The 20,456-nt window shown below is 63.0% G+C and carries 21 protein-coding genes and 1 tRNA gene; 5 read left to right on the top strand and 17 right to left on the bottom strand.

The annotated features are described in order from the left end of the window. Nucleotides 1–319 precede the first annotated feature (319 nt). From queF to yaaA, 4 genes are read right to left on the bottom strand one after another with little or no spacing between them, the layout of a single operon-like run. Nucleotides 320–1,177 (bottom strand): NADPH-dependent 7-cyano-7-deazaguanine reductase QueF, encoded by an 858-nt coding sequence (gene queF / locus AC1DHL_RS27475; RefSeq protein WP_478105091.1) that lies wholly within the window; start codon nt 1,175–1,177, stop codon nt 320–322. Further along, nucleotides 1,174–2,067: an alpha/beta fold hydrolase gene (locus AC1DHL_RS27480; RefSeq protein ID WP_478105093.1), complete on the bottom strand. Its 894-nt coding sequence runs from the start codon at nt 2,065–2,067 to the stop codon at nt 1,174–1,176. Before AC1DHL_RS27480 ends, queF begins: the two co-directional genes overlap by 4 nt. 40 nt (nt 2,068–2,107) lie before the next feature. After that, complete coding sequence (locus AC1DHL_RS27485; RefSeq protein ID WP_478105094.1) at nt 2,108–2,953, bottom strand: 2OG-Fe(II) oxygenase; 846 nt, start codon at nt 2,951–2,953, stop codon at nt 2,108–2,110. Next, a complete protein-coding gene (gene yaaA / locus AC1DHL_RS27490) occupies nt 2,950–3,759 on the bottom strand; it encodes a peroxide stress protein YaaA (protein ID WP_478105095.1) in 810 nt (269 codons plus the stop codon). The genes AC1DHL_RS27485 and yaaA overlap by 4 nt, the downstream gene beginning before the upstream one ends. A gap of 169 nt (nt 3,760–3,928) precedes the next feature. Between yaaA and AC1DHL_RS27495 the strand changes: the two genes are divergently transcribed. Continuing rightward, entirely contained in the window at nt 3,929–6,799 is a 2,871-nt protein-coding gene (locus AC1DHL_RS27495) for a valine--tRNA ligase (RefSeq protein ID WP_478105097.1), read from the top strand. Nucleotides 6,800–6,888: 89 nt separating this feature from the next. Continuing rightward, entirely contained in the window at nt 6,889–7,779 is an 891-nt protein-coding gene (galU, locus tag AC1DHL_RS27500) for a UTP--glucose-1-phosphate uridylyltransferase GalU (RefSeq protein ID WP_478105098.1), read from the top strand. Between the two features lie 11 nt (nt 7,780–7,790). Here galU and AC1DHL_RS27505 read toward each other — a convergent pair whose 3' ends face one another. From AC1DHL_RS27505 to cysM, 5 genes are read right to left on the bottom strand one after another with little or no spacing between them, the layout of a single operon-like run. Next, nucleotides 7,791–8,894: an SGNH/GDSL hydrolase family protein gene (locus tag AC1DHL_RS27505; protein ID WP_478164049.1), complete on the bottom strand. Its 1,104-nt coding sequence runs from the start codon at nt 8,892–8,894 to the stop codon at nt 7,791–7,793. Next, nucleotides 8,891–10,114, bottom strand: coding sequence for a glycosyltransferase family 61 protein (locus tag AC1DHL_RS27510; protein ID WP_478164050.1), 1,224 nt, complete (start codon nt 10,112–10,114; stop codon nt 8,891–8,893). Before AC1DHL_RS27510 ends, AC1DHL_RS27505 begins: the two co-directional genes overlap by 4 nt. Before the next feature lies 1 nt (nt 10,115). Then, nucleotides 10,116–10,343 carry a sulfurtransferase TusA family protein gene (locus AC1DHL_RS27515; RefSeq protein WP_478105102.1) on the bottom strand — a complete coding sequence of 76 codons (228 nt, stop codon included), beginning with the start codon at nt 10,341–10,343 and terminating at the stop codon, nt 10,116–10,118. Nucleotides 10,344–10,369: 26 nt separating this feature from the next. Beyond that, nucleotides 10,370–10,900, bottom strand: coding sequence for an NUDIX domain-containing protein (locus AC1DHL_RS27520; protein WP_478105104.1), 531 nt, complete (start codon nt 10,898–10,900; stop codon nt 10,370–10,372). A gap of 6 nt (nt 10,901–10,906) precedes the next feature. After that, a complete protein-coding gene (cysM, locus tag AC1DHL_RS27525; RefSeq protein WP_478164051.1) occupies nt 10,907–11,809 on the bottom strand; it encodes a cysteine synthase CysM in 903 nt (300 codons plus the stop codon). Nucleotides 11,810–11,849: 40 nt separating this feature from the next. Between cysM and AC1DHL_RS27530 the strand changes: the two genes are divergently transcribed. After that, a tRNA-Leu gene (locus AC1DHL_RS27530) sits at nt 11,850–11,934 on the top strand. A gap of 43 nt (nt 11,935–11,977) precedes the next feature. Here AC1DHL_RS27530 and AC1DHL_RS27535 read toward each other — a convergent pair. The 4 genes from AC1DHL_RS27535 to AC1DHL_RS27550 all read right to left on the bottom strand — a co-directional run bounded on the left by AC1DHL_RS27535 (nt 11,978) and on the right by AC1DHL_RS27550 (nt 14,507). Continuing rightward, complete coding sequence (locus tag AC1DHL_RS27535; protein WP_478164052.1) at nt 11,978–12,763, bottom strand: methyltransferase, TIGR04325 family; 786 nt, start codon at nt 12,761–12,763, stop codon at nt 11,978–11,980. A gap of 170 nt (nt 12,764–12,933) precedes the next feature. Further along, nucleotides 12,934–13,230 (bottom strand): hypothetical protein, encoded by a 297-nt coding sequence (locus AC1DHL_RS27540; RefSeq protein WP_478164053.1) that lies wholly within the window; start codon nt 13,228–13,230, stop codon nt 12,934–12,936. Between the two features lie 7 nt (nt 13,231–13,237). Continuing rightward, nucleotides 13,238–13,492, bottom strand: coding sequence for a hypothetical protein (locus AC1DHL_RS27545; RefSeq protein WP_478105111.1), 255 nt, complete (start codon nt 13,490–13,492; stop codon nt 13,238–13,240). An 85-nt stretch (nt 13,493–13,577) separates the two neighbouring features. Continuing rightward, entirely contained in the window at nt 13,578–14,507 is a 930-nt protein-coding gene (locus AC1DHL_RS27550; protein ID WP_478164054.1) for an NAD-dependent epimerase/dehydratase family protein, read from the bottom strand. Nucleotides 14,508–14,545: 38 nt separating this feature from the next. Here AC1DHL_RS27550 and AC1DHL_RS27555 point away from each other — a divergent pair, with 38 nt between their 5' ends. Continuing rightward, nucleotides 14,546–15,610: a CDP-6-deoxy-delta-3,4-glucoseen reductase gene (locus AC1DHL_RS27555; RefSeq protein ID WP_478164055.1), complete on the top strand. Its 1,065-nt coding sequence runs from the start codon at nt 14,546–14,548 to the stop codon at nt 15,608–15,610. Between the two features lie 41 nt (nt 15,611–15,651). Continuing rightward, entirely contained in the window at nt 15,652–16,623 is a 972-nt protein-coding gene (locus tag AC1DHL_RS27560; protein ID WP_478105116.1) for a Bug family tripartite tricarboxylate transporter substrate binding protein, read from the top strand. A 29-nt stretch (nt 16,624–16,652) separates the two neighbouring features. On the opposite strand, the gene AC1DHL_RS27565 is transcribed toward AC1DHL_RS27560, so the two are convergent. Genes AC1DHL_RS27565 through AC1DHL_RS27580 form a run of 4 tightly spaced genes read right to left on the bottom strand, consistent with a single transcriptional unit; the run spans nt 16,653 to nt 20,280 of the window. Beyond that, entirely contained in the window at nt 16,653–17,369 is a 717-nt protein-coding gene (locus AC1DHL_RS27565; RefSeq protein ID WP_478105118.1) for an ABC transporter ATP-binding protein, read from the bottom strand. A gap of 1 nt (nt 17,370) precedes the next feature. Further along, nucleotides 17,371–18,141: an ABC transporter ATP-binding protein gene (locus tag AC1DHL_RS27570; protein ID WP_478105120.1), complete on the bottom strand. Its 771-nt coding sequence runs from the start codon at nt 18,139–18,141 to the stop codon at nt 17,371–17,373. A gap of 17 nt (nt 18,142–18,158) precedes the next feature. Further along, a complete protein-coding gene (locus tag AC1DHL_RS27575; protein WP_478105121.1) occupies nt 18,159–19,340 on the bottom strand; it encodes an ABC transporter permease subunit in 1,182 nt (393 codons plus the stop codon). 10 nt (nt 19,341–19,350) lie between these two features. After that, complete coding sequence (locus tag AC1DHL_RS27580; RefSeq protein ID WP_478105123.1) at nt 19,351–20,280, bottom strand: branched-chain amino acid ABC transporter permease; 930 nt, start codon at nt 20,278–20,280, stop codon at nt 19,351–19,353. Between the last annotated feature and the right edge of the window lie 176 nt (nt 20,281–20,456).

A 20,456-nucleotide genomic window follows, 5' to 3' on the forward strand; every position in this document is an offset into this window, starting at 1 on the left:
CAGCGAAGCCCTCTATTATTACACGCTTTTCAGAAGATCTGAAAAACTTTTTAAGCTTTTCTTTTCCCCCCTCCGCTCACCTCAACCTCGCTCCGAAGAACTCCTTCGAGATCCGTGTTTAGCGGAGCCTGCGATTATGACACGGTTTTCAGAAGAATCGAAAAACTTTTTAAGTTTCCTTTTTCTCCCTCTCCGCCTGACCCAACGACTTTACCCCGAAGAGCCCGTCAAGATCCGCGTTCAGCGGAGCCTCAGATTATGGCACTACTTTTCCCCTCACGGCAATATGCCCCGAAACTTCTTTCCCTGGAACCAGTATCTACTGGCGTGCGGTGCGCACGTTCTCAGGCAGCGCCTGAGGCCAGCTTGTGCGGAACGGATTGATGTCCAAGCCACCGCGGCGGGTGTAGCGCGCATAGACAGCGAGTTTCGTCGGACGACAGTGGCGCCAGACATCCATGAAGATGCGCTCAGCACAAGGCTCGTGGAATTCATTGTGGTCGCGAAAGCTCACGATATACCCCAGTAGACCAGCCTGGTCTATCGGCGGGCCACTGTAGCGGATCTGTACGCTGCCCCAGTCCGGCTGTCCCGTCACGAGGCAATTACTCTTGAGGAGCCGGCTGGTGAGCATCTCCGTCACTGGCGCCTGCGTGAGGTCGCTAGAGAGTAGCTCGGGCGCCGGCTGGTACTGCGTGCACTCGATATCGAGCCGGTCAAGGTCGAGGCCATTCAGCTCGTGCACCGGGAGCTGATCGAACACGGCGGGCGCCAGCAGCTTCACGCCAATGCTCGCGGTGCGATCGCTGCCACGCCAGACTGCTTCGCTCAGGTCCGCGCGCAGACGCTCCCGAACGCCCTCCAGGTCGGCAAACACCGTGCTGTTGAAGCTGTTCAGATACAGCTTGAACGACTTGCTTTCGATGATGTTGGGCGTTTCGCAGGGCACCGTGAAGTGAGCAATGGCCAGCTGCGGCTTGCCACGCGTATTGAGCCAGCTTAGCTCGAACGCCGTCCAGAGATCGGCACCAAAGAACGGCAGCACATTGCCACCAATGCCCATGGATTCACGTTGCGCCGCGCGCGGAATGGGAAACAGCAGGCTCGCGTCATAGCGATCGACGTAGGCCGAAGCGTGGCCCAACTGCGACTGTTCCGGAGTGTTGTCGAGGCTCATGGGCGTGTCTCGGCTGTCTGTAGAAAGGGAACCATGTGGCCCAGAAGTATCCGGACCACTTGAGGTGGCAAATCGTGCGCCATGCCGGGTACGGCGACGAAGCGGGCGCCAGGTATGCGCCGCGCGGTGTCCTCGCCGCAAGCCATGGGAACCAGCGGATCGGCGTCGCCGTGCAGCACCAATGACGGGCTGGAGATGCGCGGCAGCACCGCAACGCGATCGCCGTCCGCACCGATCGCCAGCATCTGCCGCACGACGCCTGTCGGGCGGTACGCGCGACGCAATGCGCGAGTGATGCGATCCGTCACCGCGCGGTCGTCCTGCGGGTACGCCGGGCTCGAAATCAGCCGCACCAGCCCCAAGCTGTGCGCGACTAGAGCGGCCTCCGTCCTGCTGGCCGGCCGTCGCATCAGCGCAGCTGCCACGTCAGGGCGCGGCCCGGGGAGATGACGTCCCCCACTCGAACTCATGATGCTCACGAGACTCGCCATGCGCCTTGGCGCACTGGCCGCCAGGCGCTGGGCGATCATCCCGCCCATCGAGGCCCCGACGACGTGGGCGCGCTCGACCCCGAGTGCATCGAGCACCCCGAGCGCGTCGTCGGCCATGTCCTGAAGAGAATAGATCGAACGCACCGGCAACCCGATGCGTTGCCGGATACCCTGCCAGATCAGGTTCCCGGTTCCTGCTTCGTCGAAGCCCTGACTGAGTCCGATGTCGCGGTTATCGTGACGCACGACCCGGAATCCGGCATCGACCAGCGACTGCACGAACTCCTCCGGCCAAGCGAACAGCTGCATGCCGAGACCCATGATGAGCAGGACGACCGGACGACCTTCGCCGCCTGTATCTTCCACCTCGATCTGAATGCCGTTCGCTGTGATTTTCATGGCGCTGTCGGCGAGCCCTGCGGACGCCGTAAGTAAAGGGTCAGATGAATTCGCGTTCGCGCAGCCACTTGGTTGCGACCCACTTTTCGCCCGAGAGCACCGGCGCACCGCCATGCAAGGTCCGCGTGGCAGGATCAGGCCGCTCGTAGCTGAAGAACACCCCGGTTCCCCGCTTGGGCGCGACTTCGAGTCCGACGTCGGGGAAAGTTGTCGCCCCGCCCTGTTCGGGCTCCTGCAAGTACATGACGAGGGTGGCCACGCGCTGCCCGCCTCGTCGAAGAATGACCGGCGTACCGGGCTCGCCCGGGTCGAAATAGTCGTAGTGCGGACGGTACTGAGCACCCGGCGCGTAACGAAGGATCTGCAGGCCTTCGCCGAATTCGAGCGGCCATTGCAACAGCTTGGCGATGCGCTGCTCCAAGCGGGCCACCACAGGGTTCTCGCCGCGCTCGAAGAACATGCCGTCACTGGTTCGGTCGACATTGAGCGCTTCCCCACCGGTCTGGGTCTCGACCGTGAGCGAGCGCGCCAGACGCTGGCGTGCGGCGGCGATCAACGCCTCGCACTCTTCGTCGGACACCAAGTCGCCGAACACAATCACGCGTGGATTGCGCATGGTCTGAAGCACCTGGACACGACGATCGCCAGCGTCGACGTAAAGCGGCGCAGCCGACAGGTCAGGGCCGGGCATGGCCTTGCCTGGCTCGGGAACCGCCGCAATGCCGGCCACTTTCATCTCGACCTCTGACAGCGCGGCGTCTGCCGCGTCGTCGTGCCAACCAGCCGCCCGCATGGAGGCACGCAAGCTCGGTACCGAATGGCCGACCGCCAGCTGCGTGGCGATCCATTCGCGCAATTCCGGGCTGATCGCCTGTCCGTGACTCATGATGATCTCCGTCGAAAAACGAGCCGGTCGGGTTTCGACGCGGCGACGTCGAAACCATAGCCTTCGAGGTCGAACTTCTCCAGCGCCTTGGGCGTGGCCGCCTTGTGAAGGATGGCCCAGCGCGCCATGAGACCGCGCGCCCGTTTGGCGAAGAAGCTCACGATCTTGTAGCGCCCCGGATCGCCCTTGGCGCCGGTGCCGCCTTTCCACTCTTCAAAGACGCACTCGACCACGCGTGCCTTGAGCACGCTCTGATCGACCGACTTGAAATATTCCTGCGAAGCCAGGTTGATGACAACCGGTGTGCGATCAGCGGCAAGCCGCTCATTCAGATGGTCGGAGATACGCGTTCCCCAGAAGGCGTACAGGTCTTTGCCATGACGATTGGCAAGCTGCGTTCCCATTTCGAGCCGGTACGGCTGCAGCAGATCCAGTGGGCGCAGCACACCGTAGAGCCCACTCAGGATGCAGATATGGTCCTGCGCCCAGGCAAGGTGGGTCGGGCTCAGAGTCTTCGCGTCGAGCCCGCCGTAGACGTCGCCGTCAAATGCCAACGCGGCCTGTTTCGCGTTTTTGGCTGTCCCCCTGGACGCCCAGGCCCCGTAGCGCGCCACGTTGAGCGCGGACAGCTTGTCGGACAAATGCATGAGGCCCGCAATGTCCTGAGGGGACTTCTCGCGCAGGATCCTGATGAGTTCCGCCGCCGGGCTTCTCGGTCCTTCAAAGCGCGGCTGCGTGTTGGGTAGGGTTTCGGGCACCGGGGTTTCGTAATCGAGAGACTTGGCAGGGGAGAGCAAAAACAGCATCGTTGAATTATCTGCGGCGCGACGGAAGGCCGCGAAGGGCATCGAGTGCGCCCTGCCCGCCAACGACGAGGCGCCCCATCGAGCACGCCACTCTCTGCTGTCGAATAAAATCCCATCACTTCCACCCACAAGCGGCATCCTGCGGGATGCCGTTCGTCTTTGTACCGCCATGAGCGAAACCTTGCCCCAACCCGGCCTCGAGAGCCTTTCCAAATCCTTCGAACCAGCCGCCATCGAGGCGCAATGGGGCCCCGAATGGGAGCGGCGCGGCTATTCGGCCGCCGGCTTCCGGGGCACGCAGAAACCCAAGGAAGGCGCGCCCTCCTTCGCAATCCAGCTTCCGCCGCCGAACGTCACGGGCACGCTGCACATGGGTCATGCGTTCAACCAGACCATCATGGACAGCCTCGCACGGTATCACCGGATGGCCGGCGACAACACGCTGTGGGTGCCCGGCACCGACCACGCGGGCATCGCGACGCAGATCGTCGTGGAACGCCAGCTCCAGGAACAGAAGATCAGCCGCCACGATCTGGGCCGCAAGAACTTCGTTGCCCGCGTCTGGGAATGGAAGGAAAAGTCGGGCAACACCATCACGAACCAGATGCGCCGCATGGGCGACACGGTCGATTGGAGCCGCGAATACTTCACCATGGACGACAAGCTCTCGAAGGTCGTCACGCAGACCTTCGTGCAGCTCTACAACGAAGGCCTGATCTACCGCGGCAAGCGCCTGGTGAACTGGGACCCGGTGATCAAGACGGCGGTGAGCGACCTCGAAGTCGAGAGCGAGGAAGAAGACGGCTCTCTCTGGCACATCGCCTATCCGCTGGAGGACGGTTCCGGCTCCCTTACGGTAGCGACCACCCGCCCGGAAACCATGCTGGGCGACGTCGCGGTGATGGTGCATCCCGAGGATGAGCGCTACAAGCACCTGATCGGTCACCGTGTCAGGCTGCCCCTGGTCGACCGGCTGATTCCCGTGATCGCCGATGACTACGTGGACAAGGAATTCGGCACCGGCGTGGTCAAGGTCACGCCCGCGCACGACCACAACGACTATGCCGTGGGCTTGCGCCACGGCCTTCAGATCATCGGTGTGTTGACCCTTGACGCCACCATCAACGACAACGCGCCCGCGAAGTACCGCGGCCTCGATCGGTTCGTGGCACGCAAGGCCGTCGTGGCCGATCTCGACGCGCTGGGGCTGCTGGTCGAAACCAAGAAGCACAAGCTCATGGTGCCGCGCTGCGCGCGCACCGGCGCGGTCGTCGAGCCGATGCTGACCGACCAGTGGTTCGTCGCCATGACCAAGCCCGACGGCAACGGCCAGTCCATTGCACAAAAGGCCATCGACGCAGTCCGCTCGGGCGAGGTGACATTCGTCCCGGAAAACTGGGTCAACACCTACAACCACTGGATGGAGAACATCCAGGACTGGACCATCTCTCGCCAACTGTGGTGGGGCCATCAGATCCCCGCGTGGTACGACGAAGACGGCAAGGTCTATGTAGCGAACAACGAAGCGGAAGCGCAAGCGCAGGCACCGGGCAAGACCCTCACACGCGACGAGGACGTGCTCGACACCTGGTACTCGTCCGCTCTTGTGCCCTTCTCCTCGCTCGGCTGGCCCGAGAAGACGCAGGATCTCGATCTGTACCTGCCTTCGACCGTGCTTGTCACTGGTTACGACATCATCTTCTTCTGGGTCGCCCGGATGATCATGATGACCAAGCACTTCACTGGCAAAGTGCCGTTCAAGCACGTCTACATCCACGGCCTGGTCCGCGACTCGCACGGCAAGAAGATGAGCAAGTCAGAGGGGAACGTGCTCGACCCGGTCGACCTGATCGACGGCATCGTGTTGCCCGAACTGCTCGAGAAGCGCACGCAAGGGCTGCGCCGCCCGGAGACCGCGCCGACCGTCCGCAAGAACACGCAGAAGGAATTCCCGGACGGCATTCCGGCCTTTGGCGCCGACGCGCTGCGTTTCACCTTCGCTTCACTTGCTTCGCTGGGCCGCAGCATCAACTTCGACGCCAAACGCTGCGAGGGCTACCGCAACTTCTGCAACAAGCTCTGGAACGCGACCCGCTTCGTGCTGATGAACTGCGAAGGCCATGACTGCGGCCTGAGGGAACACACGAAGGAAGAATGCGCCGTCGGCGGTCCCGCGCACGGCTACCTCAAGTTCAGCCAGGCCGATCGCTGGATCGCGTCCCAGTTGCAACGCGTCGAAGCGGATGTCGCCAAGGGATTCGAGGAGTACCGCCTCGACAACGTTGCCAATGCGATCTACCAGTTCGCATGGGACGAGTTCTGCGACTGGTACCTGGAGATCGCCAAGGTGCAGATCCAACAAGGCGAGGACGCGCAGAAACGCGCGACGCGCCGCACGTTGATCCGAACACTCGAAACGCTGCTGCGTCTCGCACACCCGGTCATTCCGTTCATCACCGAAGAACTCTGGCAAAAGGTGGCACCGGTCGCCGGCCGCGCAGGCGAATCGGTGATGACGGCTGCCTATCCGAAGAGCCAGCCGGAAAAGATCGACGAGGCGGCCGAAGCGCACGTCGCGCGCCTCAAATCGGTGGTGGACGCCTGCCGGACGCTGCGCGGCGAGATGAACGTGTCACCAGCGACGCGGCTTCCGCTTTACGCAGTCGCCGACGACGACGCCGGGAGCGCGTTCCTGCGCGAAGCGGCCCCTGTGCTCCAGGCGCTGGCGAAGCTCAAGGAAGTGAAGGTTTTCGACGACGAGACCGCTTGGGCCGCCGCTGCGGAAGCCGCGCCGGTGGCTGTGGTCGGCGGGGCCCGTCTCTGCCTCCACATGGAAATCGACAAGGCGGCGGAAAAAGCCCGCATCGGCAAGGAGCTTGCTCGCGTCGAGGGCGAAATCGCCAAGGTCAACGGCAAGCTGGGCAATGAAGCCTTCGTTGCCAAGGCACCTCCTGCGGTGATCGAGCAGGAGCGCAAGCGGCTGGCAGACTTCAGCGCCACGGTCGAGCGGCTGCGCGATCAGCTTGTCCGCCTCGGCTGACAGACGAAAGGTATCGAGGGATTTAGTATCAAGGCCTAGCGTCTCGTACGCCGCCCTTTTCCGATTTACTTCGAATTCATCCAAAGCACATGTCCAACTCCCCGACGCGCATTCGCAAGGCCGTGTTTCCTGTCGCAGGCTTCGGCACCCGCTTTCTGCCGGCAACCAAGGCCCAACCCAAGGAAATGCTCCCGGTGGTGGACAAGCCCTTGATCCAATACGCGGTCGAGGAAGCGTATGCCGCGGGCATTCGCGACATGATCTTCGTGACCGGACGCAACAAACGCGCGATCGAGGACCACTACGATGCCGCCTACGAACTCGAATCCCAGCTAGAAGCCAGCGGAAAGAAGGAACTGCTCGCGATCGCGCGGTCGGTCATGCCCGACGACATGACCTGTTCCTACGTGCGCCAGCCGCGCATGCTGGGACTCGGACACGCCGTGCTCTGCGCGGAGCATCTGGTCGGCAACGAACCCTTTGCGGTGCTGTTGGCCGATGACCTGATGGTCGGCCCTGAAGGCGGCGAACCCGTGCTGGCACAGATGACAAGCGCTTTCGCCAAATTGGGAGGATCGTTGCTGGCCGTGCAGGAAGTGCCGTTGGAGCACGTCAGGCGCTACGGCATCGTGGCCGGCGATGCGGTCGAAGACGGCCTGATCAAGGTCAACCGGATGATCGAAAAGCCGAAGCCCGAGGACGCGCCTTCGCGCCTCGGCGTCGCGGGCCGCTACATCCTTACGCCCGGTGTGTTTGCCGAGATCCGCAACCAACCCAAGGGCGCGGGCGGCGAAATCCAACTCACCGATGGCATCGCCGCGCTGATGGCGAAGGAATCGGTCTATGCCTATTCCTACCAGGGCACGCGCTACGACTGCGGCAGCAAGGAAGGCTTTCTGCAGGCATCGGTCGAGTTGGCATTGGCGCACCCCGAAGTCGGGGCGTCATTCCGCGAGTACCTGAAGACCCTGGAGCTCTGAGCGGCGCTGCGCTACTGGGCGGGTACCGCGAGACGCAGCACGAAGGCTGCGACCTCGTCATCGCTGATCGGCGTCAATGGCAATTTGAAGTCCTGGCGCAGTTGCTCGACGAACGACTGCGCCCAGAGCGCGTTCCACGCGAGCCCACCATGAGTATCCTGCACCAGCGCGTTGTGCGGATCATCCCCGAACGTATTGGTGACCGCCAGCGTTTTGCCGATCACGATGGTGTTGTGATAAGGCTTCTTGGGCGAACTGTGCGCAAACCAACGCTTCTCGGCCCAGGCTGCGTCGTCGAAGAAACTCATGTTCGGAAAGGCCTCGACCACCTTGCGCAGCTGGTTGTTGAACAGGGCATTGGCCGCCTTGAGATTGGCGATCTCCTCGTCCGATTGCCAGCGATCGGTGACGGAGGGATCATCGGAATCGTTGGCGAGCCCCACCACCATGATGCGCGTGGACGGATGGGATGCGCGAATCCGCGCCACTGACTCGCGAATCTGGGTGGCGCAGAAGTCCGCCACGCTGCGCACTTCCGGAGCGTCCGGATGCTGTGCCTGTAGATCGAGCAAAACGTCCCAATCGTTGACACCGATGCGGATCACCACGATGCCGTTTTTCCAGAGCTCCGGGTCGCGGTCCATCATGCTGATCAAACGGGGCACCTGGTGAAATCGCTGCCGCATGCCGACGCCGAGCAAGTTAGTGCAACTGGCGCCGGAATTCGCGAAGTTGTAGAGATAGTCCTGCTTTCTCGGGGCCCGGCCGCCGCTCATTCCGACCAGTTCGCGAGCCCAGGCCACGTCAGGCGGGAATCCCCAATCGACCCAAGGCCCGAGATCGAGCTCCTTGCCGCGCAGCCGCGCGATGATCTCGGTCCATTGGAAGGTGTTCGACCGGAACGCCCCGCCGCGATCCGCAGACCCTGGCGGAAAGGAGATCTGGTCCTGATAGGAGTGACTACCGGAATCACCGACCACCGCCAAGGGGATCGCGCCAGGGCTGGATGGCCGCGCATCACGGCCGGCATCTCCCTGGGGCCACCATGCGAGAGTCAGTAGGCCAGCCGTAGCGAGGACGAAAGCGCCGCCGACGAGCAGCAGCTTCACACTCATGCAATTGCCCTCGTCCTGACGAGCCCGAGCTCGGTCTCTAGCAAGCGCTGCACGGCCGGGAGGTCAGCTTCCAGCCAGTCGTCCTCGTGGGCTTCGTTGCTGCAGAGGAAATGGTGGCGTTGACCGAGCCCGCAGGCCAGCGAATGAAAGTAGTTGCCCGGGTTGTTGGTTGAGTAGAGGGCGACGAGATCGATGTCGCCTGAGAAAAAGATGGTGCCGAGCCCGGCGCCGTGCGGTCCAACGACGATCTCCGCCCGGTGAAACAGCGCGACCTGCTCCTCGAACGGGAGCTTTTCCAGCTGAACGCTGCGAAAGCCGTAGTCGGCGAGCAGTTCGACCAGCGCATCCTCGTTGCGGACGCGGCGATGGCCCGCGTTGCGCCGGCTGATGTAGAGGCGCTCTGTCTTCATATGCGTCGCCGGCAGACCCAGGCGCTTGAAGATCGGACCGCGGATTGCGTCGTAGTAGTCCTGTGGCAATACACCCATGCACAGGCCCGAAATCATGGAAGCCCAGACAAAGCGTTCCGGCTGTATCCAGGGATCGGTCTCCGGGTCCAGGTATACGAGGTGGAAGTTCGGCGGCAGGCTGGACTCCAGCGTGAAGCGCTGAAAGCCGAGCACCGTCGACGGCATGCAAACAGTGAGCGGCTGGCCCGCCATCGCCTGCTCGAGGGTCCGGAGCTTGGGCAGGCAGTCGATCATCCAATGCCAGAAGTTCTCGGAATTGCAATAGGCGAGTGTGGTCCAGGCGCCCTCGACCCGCCGCACCGACCTGGGGCGGCGCTTGCGGAAGGCGGGATAGAGGAAGCGCCGGTGCTCCATGCCCTTGTCCGCGATCAACTTGAAATCGTTGGTGCACACCATGCCGCTGCGCACGAATACGTTGGCGTCGGGTATCTCGCAGACAAAGACATCGGGCCGATCGAACCAGCCGTCGTTGTAGTACTGGGCCACTCGTGCGAACGGATCCTTGTCGCCGGTGCCGATCTGGACCCGAGCCGCGGGCAGCATCACGCGCACGTCGCGGACACCGCCTCCCTTGGCAGCCTCTTCGTCCGCAAGCACGTAGCGGCCGATGAACTTCCTGGGAAAGATGGCGACCACGACGTCGATCGCGACGTTGCGGAGGAAATTGACGACTACGTAGGCGCGCGGAAAGTCCTTGTGAAGCCGGTCCCGGACCGCAACTTCGAATCGACGAATGACCGTCGCGGCCATGTCACCGACGCCGCAACACGTGGATGAATTCGTCTCCGACAGTCTGCTGTTCGATCAGGTCATTGCCTGTCTGGCGCGCAAAGGCCTGAAAGTCGCGCACCGAACCGGGGTCGGTGGCCACGACCCTCAACAGTTCGCCGCTCACCATTTCGTTGAGCGACTTCTTGGCCTTGAGGATGGGCAAAGGGCAATTGAGCCCACGGGCGTCGAGCTCTTTGTGGATCTGCATGGCCATTCCTTGAAAGTCCAACGATTTTAGGAGGCCGGTCTCGGCCATTCCATGAACTGGGGCTCATGCCCTCGCGTGCGCAGCCAGTCGGCCAAGGCGTATCCCGTGCCGGCCGGCCAGCAGCGCAGCGCGGGAAGGTCGTACAGGCGATAGTCCACCAGCTCGGGCGACAGCATCACCTCGCCATCCGCCATCGCATGGTAGGCAATGATGACCTGGTTCATGCGCTGGAAGTCGTAGACGCCGACGAGATTTAGCTCGCTTGCGTCGAGGTTGGTTTCTTCCTTGATCTCGCGCGCGATGCCTTCCTGCGGCGTTTCGCCGGCTTCCATGAAGCCCGTGATCAGCGCATACATCTTGTGAGGCCAGGCCGCGTTGCGCGCAAGGAGCACCTGGCCGCGGTATTCGATGATCGCGGCCAGCACGGGGGTCGGATTGTTCCAGTGCGTCCAATCGCAGGCGGGGCAACGCAGGCGCGACTTCGGGCCGCCATCCTCTCGGGCTTCGATCCAGGTCAGGGGCGTCGCGCAAGAGGGGCAAAAGCGGGGCTCGTTCATCGCGGTTCAGGCCGGAAAGACGCCGGTCGACAGATAGCGGTCGCCACGATCGCACACCACGAAAACGATGGTTGCGTTCTCGACCGTCTTCGCGATCTCGAGCGCGGCCCAGAGCGCGCCCGCTGCCGAGATGCCACCGAAGATGCCCTCTTCCCGTGCGAGCCTGCGGCACATCTCTTCGGCGTTGTCCTGGCTCACGTTGACCACCTGGTCGACGCGGCTCGGGTCGTAGATCTTGGGCAGATATTCCTGCGGCCACTTGCGGATGCCGGGAATGCGTGAGCCCTCTTCGGGCTGCGCGCCGACGATTTGCACCGAAGGATTCTTCTCCTTGAGGAACCGGGACACGCCGGTGATGGTGCCCGTGGTGCCCATCGCGCTCACGAAGTGCGTGATACGCCCGCCTGTATCGGCCCATATTTCGGGCCCCGTCGTCTCGTAGTGGATGCGGGGGTTGTCAGGATTCGCGAACTGGTCGAGCACCCGGCCCTTGCCTTGTTGCACCATCTGCTCGGCCAGGTCGCGCGCGTATTCCATGCCGCCGCTCTTCGGTGTCAGGACCAACTCGGCGCCGAAGGCCTTCATGGTCTGCGCGCGTTCGACCGACAGGTCCTCCGGCATGATCAGCACCATGCGGTAGCCCCTGATGGCCGCCGCCATCGCGAGCGCGATGCCGGTGTTGCCGGAAGTGGCCTCGATCAGGGTGTCGCCGGGCTTGATCTCCCCGCGCTCCTCGGCGCGCTTGATCATCGACAGTGCCGGCCGGTCCTTGACCGACCCGGCGGGGTTGTTGCCTTCGAGCTTGCCAAGGATCACGTTGCCGCGCTTCGCGTTCGCGTTCGCGTCAATGCGTTGCAGCGCAACCAATGGCGTTCGACCAATCGCGTCTTCAATCGTCGGATATTGCATGGAAGGCACTGTGCCATAATTTCGGGCTTCCCTCCTCCCTGCCCGGGTGGTGAAATTGGTAGACGCAGGGGACTCAAAATCCCCCGCCGCAAGGCGTGCCGGTTCGATTCCGGCCCCGGGCACCACGGCGCTACGCCCTGGTTCGGACACATTCCCCACGTCAATGACTCAGGCCGCGTTCGTCTGCAAGTCGAAGCAGCAACCGGCGTAGTACGCCTGGTCACCGCCCTCTACGAAGGGCACCTCGATCGACTTCCCCTCGTTGCGCCAGGCGTCGCGTCGCACATAGCCTGATTGCACCAGGTCGGCGATCAACTCGTCGTACTTCTGGATCCGGTAAGGCGTGAATCCAAAACCGATGCTGTGGACCGTGAAGATCGTGCGATCGGGATGCACCGTCGTCGTATTGAGGATGATGCGCTTGGGCTTGACTGGCAAGGCAGCCAGGATCTCCGGCATGCGCTCGGGCAGGAACTGCAGGCAGCCCGCAATGAAAAGAATATCGAAGCCGCTGGCTTCCTTGTAGTCGGTGGTGAAGCTCAGTTCGTCACCAATGCCGCGTTCGGCGGCGATCTCGCGGCCGGCCTGGATCACGCCCTCCACATCGCAGGTCCTCCAGTGCATGTCGGGTGGGTAGTGCAGCATGCGCCGGAAGGCGTGGTACTTGATGGCCGCGTGACCGCCGAGGTCGAACACGGTACGCAACCCGTTCTCGAATGAACGGGTCAACCAGAACAAGGCCGGGTAGTCATAGAAGAAGACCTGCGGCGTGAAGAGACGCCTGGCTTCCGCGACATTGTCGAAACCGATCGGCTTTGACGTTGGCGCCGCCGCCAGCGCGGCGTCAAAACTTTCATACGACCCCATGAACAGGTGCTGGTCGACGTTGTCGACAAACTTGCGACGGTACGCTGATTCGCGCAGGCGGCGCAGCGGCGGGAGGTTGGCCAGCATCTTCGAACCTTTGGGTCCGCTTCCGGACCCTCAAATGAATGTGAGCATCAGAAATTTTTGTCAATTTCTGAAAGCGTTCATCTTACAAAGAGCGTTTACAGGTCGCAATCGAAATTCCCCATGGCAAGGGGCCTATGCAGCTTGGCAGATCCGTCTCGCCGAGGAGGCCTTCAAATCGGCGCTTCGGCAGCGCGCCCCACGCGGCGCTCGCGCTCCACCCAGTTGAAAAGCGGCGTGGCCATCAAGGTCGACAGGATCGTCATCAGAACCAGGATCGAAAACAGGCCGGGCAAGATGACGCCGGCCTGAAGCCCGATGTTGATGCGCAGCTTTTCGGTCAGCGCGCCGCGCGGCAGCACCGCACCCAGGAGAAAGCCGCCGAAGACGGCATGGATGCCGATCGCATCCATCGCGAAGGCGCTGAGGCTGAAAAGGGCGAGCACGAGCGCGAGAAGCGACGCGCTCAATGGCGCGTCAGGGCGCACCACCGCGAGAATGCACCACGCTGCCGCATCGTCGATTGCGCCGGCAGTCAGCGCGAGCCGACACCGAGGCGGCACTGCGAAAGCGGCTCTTGAAATGATCGGCGCGGAATTCGGTGCCGACGAGGAACATGTACATCCCCACGCCCAACTGCCCGCCCACATAGAGCATGCCCAGCGTCTCCTTGGGAAAGAGCGCGCGCTGCATCTCAGGAAAGAAAAGCCCGAAAAGCGATGGGCCGAGCAAGACCGCGCCTTTGGGTTGTGGATGTGCTTGCAGGAAGCCCGCGATTTTGCCTCTATCGCGGCGGCACGACTTCCCTGACGTAGGCTCAGGCGCCGGATTGAAGCCCTGACATCACCGTCGAATAGCGCAACCCGACGCGCAACTCTCGCTTGAGACGCGTGTTGTCGAGGCGCCGCGATTCACCCATGAAGCTCAGTAGCGACAGAGGAAGCTGCGCCCGTGCCTCTGCGCGGCCGATGCGCGGCGGGCGGGGAAGACCGTAGATGCCGGCCGCAAGGTCGACGTAGTCACCCATCTTGAGTTCGCTGTCATCGCTCGCATGAAACACGCGCTGAGGGCCGCCCCGCCACAACGCGGCAACGCAGGCGCGCGCCAGATCGTCGGCGTGAATGTGATTGGTGAACACGTCGTCTTCCGCGCGCAATACCGGTGTGCCTTTCAGGAGCCGCTCTCGCGGCGTACCGCCTTCGCGGTCGGGTGCATAGATGCCTGGGATGCGCAGGATGCGCGTCGACACGCCCGCCCGTCCGAGCCACCGCACAGTGCGTTCGGCATCGACGCGCCGGTGCGCGCGCGGCGTGTCGGGGCGCACCGCGCGCGTCTCGCTGATTCGCGCGCCGCCGCAATCGCCATAGACGCCGCTGGTCGAACCGTAGACGAAGGATGAAGGAAGCGAGCGCAGACGCAGCGCGCGCGCAAGCGCCAGCGTGCGAGGATCACGCCACCATTGCGCCCCCTCGGCGCGTGGCGGCGGGGCAAGGTGAAGTACGCGGGTCGCAAGGCCCGAGATGCGACGCAATGTGGCTGCAGCATCTAGATCCGCCACGAGCGGTGCAATGCCGTTCTGTCGCAGCAGGGGCACGCGCCCAGGCGAAGAAGTCAACGCGATCAGATTCACGCGCCCCCGGAGCAGGCGCGCAGCCCGAAGGCCGATGTCGCCGCAACCGACAACAAGCACGCGCTCCCGCCGGAAGCGCGAGGGCCTCGCGCCCAGGGGGCTGTTGATTGAGGGCAAAATCCATCTCCCTTTTGAAGTAGTAGCGAAGAATAACCATGACCAGCGCAGCGCCGAGCGAATCGGGCTTTCACATCACGGTAGAGCCCAGCGGACGCCATTTCGACGCTCATCCGGACGAAACCATTCTCGCGGCCGGCATCCGCCAGGGCATCGGACTGCCTTATGGGTGCAAGGATGGCGCATGCGGCTCGTGCAAATGCAAGAAGCTGTCGGGCAAGGTCACGCTGGGGTTGCACCAAAGCAAGGCCCTGAGCGCCGAAGAAGAAATGGCCGGCTTCATTCTCACCTGCTGCGCACGCGCGGAAAGCGACGTGGTGCTCGAATCCCGCCAAGTGACGGAAGCAGGTGCGTTCCCGATTCGCAAAATGCCGGTGCGCGTGCTCGCGCTGACGAAGAAGTCCCATGACGTGGTGCTGCTGCGCCTGCAGTTACCTGCCGGCGAGCCGCTGCAATTCCATGCAGGGCAGTACATCGAGTTCATCCTTCGCGACGGCACGCGCCGCAGCTATTCGATGGCCAATGCGCCGCATACGCTGCTGGAGCCGGGCACGGGTATCGAGTTGCACATCAGGCATCTCCCGGGCGGCAAGTTCACCGATCACGTGTTCGGCGCGATGAAAGAGAAGGAGATCCTTCGCGTCGAAGGCCCCTATGGCAGCTTCTTCCTGCGCGAGGAATCCGACAAGCCGCTGGTCTTTCTCGCTTCGGGGACCGGATTCGCACCAATCAAGGCCGTGCTCGAACACATGAAGCTCAAGGGCATCGAGCGGCCGGTGACCCTGTATTGGGGCGGCCGCCGCCCCGAGGACCTCTACATGGACGACTGGATCCGTGCGCAGATCGCGGAGATGCCCCGTCTGCGCTATGTGCCGGTGATCTCGAACGCGGTGCCGGAGGACAACTGGCGAGGACGAACCGGGTTCGTCCACCGGGCAGTCATGGAAGACTTCAGCGACCTCTCGGGCCATCAAGTCTATGCGTGCGGCGCGCCCGTCGTCGTCGATTCCGCGAAGCACGACTACGTGGCCGAGCGCGGACTGCCCGAAGAGGAATTTTTCGCCGACGCCTTCACGACAGAGGCGGACAAGGCGGTGCCCTGACGCCCACCCGACCGAGAAACCAACCCAGCAAAAACGGATTCATGAACGCCAGACACTTCCTCCTCACGCTCGTCTCCACGGCAGCTATCCTCGTCACAGCACAAGCGACTGCCCAGCAGCGCCCGATCCGCCTTGTCGTCCCTTACGCAGCAGGCGGGCCGATCGACGTCACGGCGCGCATCCTGGCCGAGCGCGTGAAGGACTCGCTGGGCCCCGTCATCGTCGACAACAAGCCTGGTGCGGGCGGCAACATCGGCGCGGACATCGTGGCCAAGGCCCCGCCCGACGGCCTCACGATCGGCATCGCCGCGACGGCGACGAATGCGGTCAATCCCTGGCTGTACGCCAAGATGCCTTACAACGCCGCCACGGATTTCGCGCCCATCACCCAGATGGTCCGCGTGCCCAACGTGCTGGTGATGAATGCGCAGACCGCGCAACGCCTGAAGATCAACAACCTCGCCGACCTGATCGCCTATGCGAAGGCCAACCCTGCAAAGCTGAACTACGGCAGCGGCGGCAACGGGAGCGCCGGACACCTGGCCGGCGAGATGTTCAAGAAGGAAGCGGGCATCTTCGCGGTGCACATTCCTTACAACGGCGGCAATCCGGCGCAACTGGCATTGATCTCGGGGCAGGTCGATTTCAACTTCGACAACCTCGCGACTGCGGCGCCGAACATTCGCTCGGGAAAGCTCAAGGCCATCGCCGTGACGACCGCCGAGCGCAGCATTGCCTTGCCGGACGTGCCGACAGTCGCCTCGACGCTGAAGGGTTTCTCGGTGGACACCTGGTGGGGCCTGGTCGCTCCGGCCGGCACGCCGCCAGAAGTGGTGGCCAAACTCAATCACGCTTTCGTCGACGCGCTCCATGCGCCTGAGACCAAGAGCAAGTTCGGGTCTCTGCTGGCCGAACCTGTCGCAAGTACTCCCGAACAGTTCGGCGCCTTCATGAAGAGCGAACTCGCGAAGTACGAGAAGGTCGTCAAGTCCACCGGCGCACAGGTGGATTGAGCTGATCGCCCCTCCGGGGGCGATCAGCGTTATTCGCCGAGGTAGGCTGCGCGGACCTTGGGGTCGCTCAACATCACCTTGGCGTCGCCGCTCATGGTGATCAGGCCCGACTCCATCACGTAGCCGCGATCGGCCAGCTGCAATGCACGGCTGGCGTTCTGCTCGACCAGCAGCACAGTGACGCCCTGGTCGTAGACCTGCTTCACGACCTCGAAGATCTTGTCGACCATGATCGGCGACAGGCCCATCGATGGCTCGTCGAGCAGCAGCACCTTCGGCCGCGCCATGAGCGCGCGTCCCATCGCGAGCATCTGCTGTTCGCCGCCGGACATGGTCCCGGCGAGTTGCGTTGCCCGTTCCTTGAGACGCGGGAAAGTCGCAAAGACACGCTCGATGTCCTTCGCAATTTCCGCCTTGTCCTTGCGAATGTAGGCACCGATCTGCAGGTTCTCCGTGATCGACATGCGCGCGAACACGCCACGGCCTTCGGGCACCATCACGAGGCCCTCGCCGACCAGGTCCCACGCGCCGCGACCCTTGATGCTCTTGCCCAGGAACTCGATGTCACCGGCAAGAAACGGCAGCGTCCCGGTGATCGCCTTCATGGTGGTGGTCTTGCCGGCGCCGTTGGAGCCGATCAGCGAAACCAGTTCGCCCTCGCGCACCTCGAAATCCACGCCTTTCACGGCCTGGATGCCGCCGTACGCGACCTTCAAGCCGCTGATTTTCAAGAGGGTTTGCGCCATCTCAGTGTGCCCCCGTGCCGAGGTAAGCCTCGATCACTTTCTCGTTTTTCTGTACATCCGCGGGCGTTCCCTCGGCAATCTGTTTTCCGTAGTCGAGCACCGTAACGCGGTCGCACAGGCCCATCACCAGCTTCACATCGTGCTCGATCAGCAGGATGGTGCGATCGTCCTTGCGGATGCGATCGATCAGTTCGCGCAACTGCACCTTCTCGGTCGCGTTCATACCTGCGGCGGGCTCGTCGAGCGCGATCAGTTGCGGATCGGTGGCGAGTGCGCGCGCGATTTCCAGTCGGCGCTGATCGCCGTAACTCAAGGTTCGCGCCTTGTAGTCGGCAAACTTGCCGATGCCGACGTAATCAAGCAACTCATGCGCGCGCTTGGCGATCGCGGCCTCTTCGGCCTTGAAGCCGCCGGTGCGGAAGATCGCACCGAACAAACCCGAATGGGTACGGATGTGGCGACCCACCATCACGTTCTCGAGCGCGGTCATCTCCGCGAACAACCGGATATTCTGGAAGGTACGCGCAATGCCGGCCTTGGCAACCTCGTGCACAGCGGTCGGCTGATAGGGCTTGCCGGCCAGTTCGAACGTGCCGCTGTCGGGCGTGTAGAGACCGGTGATGACGTTGAAGAAAGTAGTCTTGCCCGCGCCGTTGGGGCCGATCAGTCCGTAGACTTGGCCGCGCTCGATTTTCATGCCCACATCGGACAGTGCCTGGAGGCCCCCGAATCGCTTCGAAATGCCTTGGACGTTGAGGACGGTGTCGCTCATGTTCGTTCTCCCATCCCTCACGGATTGATCGACATCGGGCGCGAGGCCACGCCCGGGACTTCGTCGGACGGGACTTCAACCCCCGGTGCCGCGGCCGGCATGCCCGACGCGGGAGCCATGCCCTTGCGCGCCAAGGACTTGCCGTGCTCTGGCGACGGCCAGAGTCCGCGCGGACGCACCAGCATGATGATGATCATCGCGAGCGCAACGAAGAGTTGGCGCAGGATGGAGGCATCAAGCCGGCCGTCGGTCATCGCCTGCAATGGGCCCGCCACGTAACGCAGCACCTCGGGCAGTGCCGACAGAAGCACCGCGCCGAGAATCACGCCCGGCAGGTGCCCGATGCCACCCAGCACGACCATCGCGACGATCATCACGGACTCGCTGAGGGCGAAGGACTCGGGCGACACGAAGCCTTGGAAGGCGGCAAACATCGAACCTGACACACCGCCAAAGCTCGCGCCCATGCCGAAGGCCAGCAGCTTCATGTTGCGCGTGTTGATGCCCATCGCCTTGGCGGCGATTTCATCTTCACGGATCGCCATCCACGCGCGGCCGATGCGCGAAACCTGCAACCGGTGCGAGATCAGGATGGTGACAAGCACCAGCGCCAGGAAGAGGTAGTAGTAGAGCGTGACCGAAGAAATCGTGAAGCCGTTGAACTTCAACGCCTTGCCAAGGTTCAGCCCCCAGAAATGGACAGGCTCAATGGCCGTGATGCCCTTCGGCCCGTTCGTGATGTTGAAGGGCTGATCCAGGTTGTTCAGGAACACGCGGATGATCTCGCCGAATCCGAGCGTCACGATCGCGAGGTAGTCACCGCGCAGCTTGAGCGTGGGTGCGCCGAGCAGCACACCGAACGTCGCGGCGAGGCCTAAGCCCAGCGGTACGACGATCAACAGCGAACTGTTCAGGCCGTTCGGGAACATGGCCTTGAAGGCCGGGAAGGTCTCGCTCAGGTGCGGCGACTCCAAGAGCGCATACATGTAGGCCCCGATGGCGAAGAAGGCCACATAGCCGAGGTCGAGCAGGCCGGCGTAGCCGACGACGATGTTCAAGCCCAGCGCCAGCATCACGTAGAGGAGCGCGACGTCGGCGATGCGGACCCAGGCATTGCCCTGGGACTGCAGCAGCAGCGGAAGCACCAGCAGTGCGATGGCCGCGATCACGATGATCAGGAGATTCTTGCCTTGTTTCATGGCTTTCTCCTCAGGCACGGTCCGCCACACGCTCGCCGAGCAGGCCCGAGGGCCGCAGCGTGAGCATGATGATCAGCACGACGAACGCGATGATGTCGCTGTATTGGCTGCCCAGCACGTCGCCAGTCAGCGCACCGAGATAGCCTGACCCGATGGCTTCGATCACCCCGAGCAGGATGCCGCCCACCACGGCACCGGCGAGGTTGCCGATGCCGCCGAACACCGCGGCCGTGAAGGCCTTGAGACCGGGAATGAAGCCCATCGCGTGCTGCGCGATGCCGTAGTTGGAGGCATACATGACGCCGGCGATCGCCGCCAGCACGGCGCCGATGATGAAGGTGGCCGAAATGACCATGTCGGGGCGGATGCCCATGAGCGCCGCCACCCGCGGGTTCTCGGCAGTAGCCCGCATCGCGCGGCCCAGTTTGGTGTAGTTGACCAGCCAGGTCAGGATCGCGAGGCAAACGGCGGTAACGCTCAGGATCATGACCTGCGTCGGCGAAATCACGGCGCCGCCCAAATGGATCGGTGTTGTCGAAAGCAGGTTGGGGTAGGCCTTGTTGGTCGGCTTCCAGATGATCATCGCGAGCGTCTGCAGCAGGATCGACACGCCGATCGCGGTAATGAGCGGTGCCAGCTTGGGGCTGTTGCGCAGCGGCCGGTAGGCAACCTTCTCGATGACGAAGTTGAGCGCGGCGGCGACCACGCAGGCAATGATGAGCGCGACGATCAGGATGAGCCACCCCGGCGTGCTCGGCATCGATTCCCGCATGAGTCCGATGATGGTCCAACTGGTCAATGCCCCGACCATGAGCACTTCACCGTGTGCGAAATTGATGAGATTGATAATGCCGTACACCATCGTATAGCCCAAGGCTATCAAGGCGTACATGCTGCCCAGTACCAGACCGTTGATGATCTGTTGCAGCAAGATGTCCATAACGAGGATTCCCTTTTTTTGTGGTGGCACCCTTGAGAGGTGCCTCGGCTGACCCGGCGTCCTGAATTGACGCCATAGGCTTCACTTAGCAAAAAACCCGCCAGCATGTGTCGACGGCGGGTTTGTGGGCGGAATTTTAGTCACGGCGGAACGCCGATTTGGTGCATTTACGATCG

It is taken from the genome of Variovorax sp. 10L426 (assembly GCF_056395305.1).

Bases quoted from the DNA above. Each gene is read 5' to 3' on its own strand.
- AC1DHL_RS27520 (WP_478105104.1), bottom strand. From the start codon at position 10,900: ATGAACGAGCCCCGCTTTTGCCCCTCTTGCGCGACGCCCCTGACCTGG.
- yaaA (WP_478105095.1), bottom strand. From the start codon at position 3,759: ATGCTGTTTTTGCTCTCCCCTGCCAAGTCTCTCGATTACGAAACCCCG.
- AC1DHL_RS27505 (WP_478164049.1), bottom strand. From the start codon at position 8,894: ATGAGTGTGAAGCTGCTGCTCGTCGGCGGCGCTTTCGTCCTCGCTACG.
- AC1DHL_RS27560 (WP_478105116.1), top strand. From the start codon at position 15,652: ATGAACGCCAGACACTTCCTCCTCACGCTCGTCTCCACGGCAGCTATC.
- AC1DHL_RS27535 (WP_478164052.1), bottom strand. From the start codon at position 12,763: ATGCTGGCCAACCTCCCGCCGCTGCGCCGCCTGCGCGAATCAGCGTAC.
- AC1DHL_RS27580 (WP_478105123.1), bottom strand. From the start codon at position 20,280: ATGGACATCTTGCTGCAACAGATCATCAACGGTCTGGTACTGGGCAGC.
- galU (WP_478105098.1), top strand. From the start codon at position 6,889: ATGTCCAACTCCCCGACGCGCATTCGCAAGGCCGTGTTTCCTGTCGCA.
- AC1DHL_RS27515 (WP_478105102.1), bottom strand. From the start codon at position 10,343: ATGCAGATCCACAAAGAGCTCGACGCCCGTGGGCTCAATTGCCCTTTG.
- AC1DHL_RS27480 (WP_478105093.1), bottom strand. From the start codon at position 2,067: ATGAAAATCACAGCGAACGGCATTCAGATCGAGGTGGAAGATACAGGC.
- AC1DHL_RS27575 (WP_478105121.1), bottom strand. From the start codon at position 19,340: ATGAAACAAGGCAAGAATCTCCTGATCATCGTGATCGCGGCCATCGCA.
- AC1DHL_RS27485 (WP_478105094.1), bottom strand. From the start codon at position 2,953: ATGAGTCACGGACAGGCGATCAGCCCGGAATTGCGCGAATGGATCGCC.
- AC1DHL_RS27495 (WP_478105097.1), top strand. From the start codon at position 3,929: ATGAGCGAAACCTTGCCCCAACCCGGCCTCGAGAGCCTTTCCAAATCC.
- AC1DHL_RS27555 (WP_478164055.1), top strand. From the start codon at position 14,546: ATGACCAGCGCAGCGCCGAGCGAATCGGGCTTTCACATCACGGTAGAG.
- queF (WP_478105091.1), bottom strand. From the start codon at position 1,177: ATGAGCCTCGACAACACTCCGGAACAGTCGCAGTTGGGCCACGCTTCG.
- AC1DHL_RS27510 (WP_478164050.1), bottom strand. From the start codon at position 10,114: ATGGCCGCGACGGTCATTCGTCGATTCGAAGTTGCGGTCCGGGACCGG.
- AC1DHL_RS27565 (WP_478105118.1), bottom strand. From the start codon at position 17,369: ATGGCGCAAACCCTCTTGAAAATCAGCGGCTTGAAGGTCGCGTACGGC.
- cysM (WP_478164051.1), bottom strand. From the start codon at position 11,809: ATGCAATATCCGACGATTGAAGACGCGATTGGTCGAACGCCATTGGTT.
- AC1DHL_RS27570 (WP_478105120.1), bottom strand. From the start codon at position 18,141: ATGAGCGACACCGTCCTCAACGTCCAAGGCATTTCGAAGCGATTCGGG.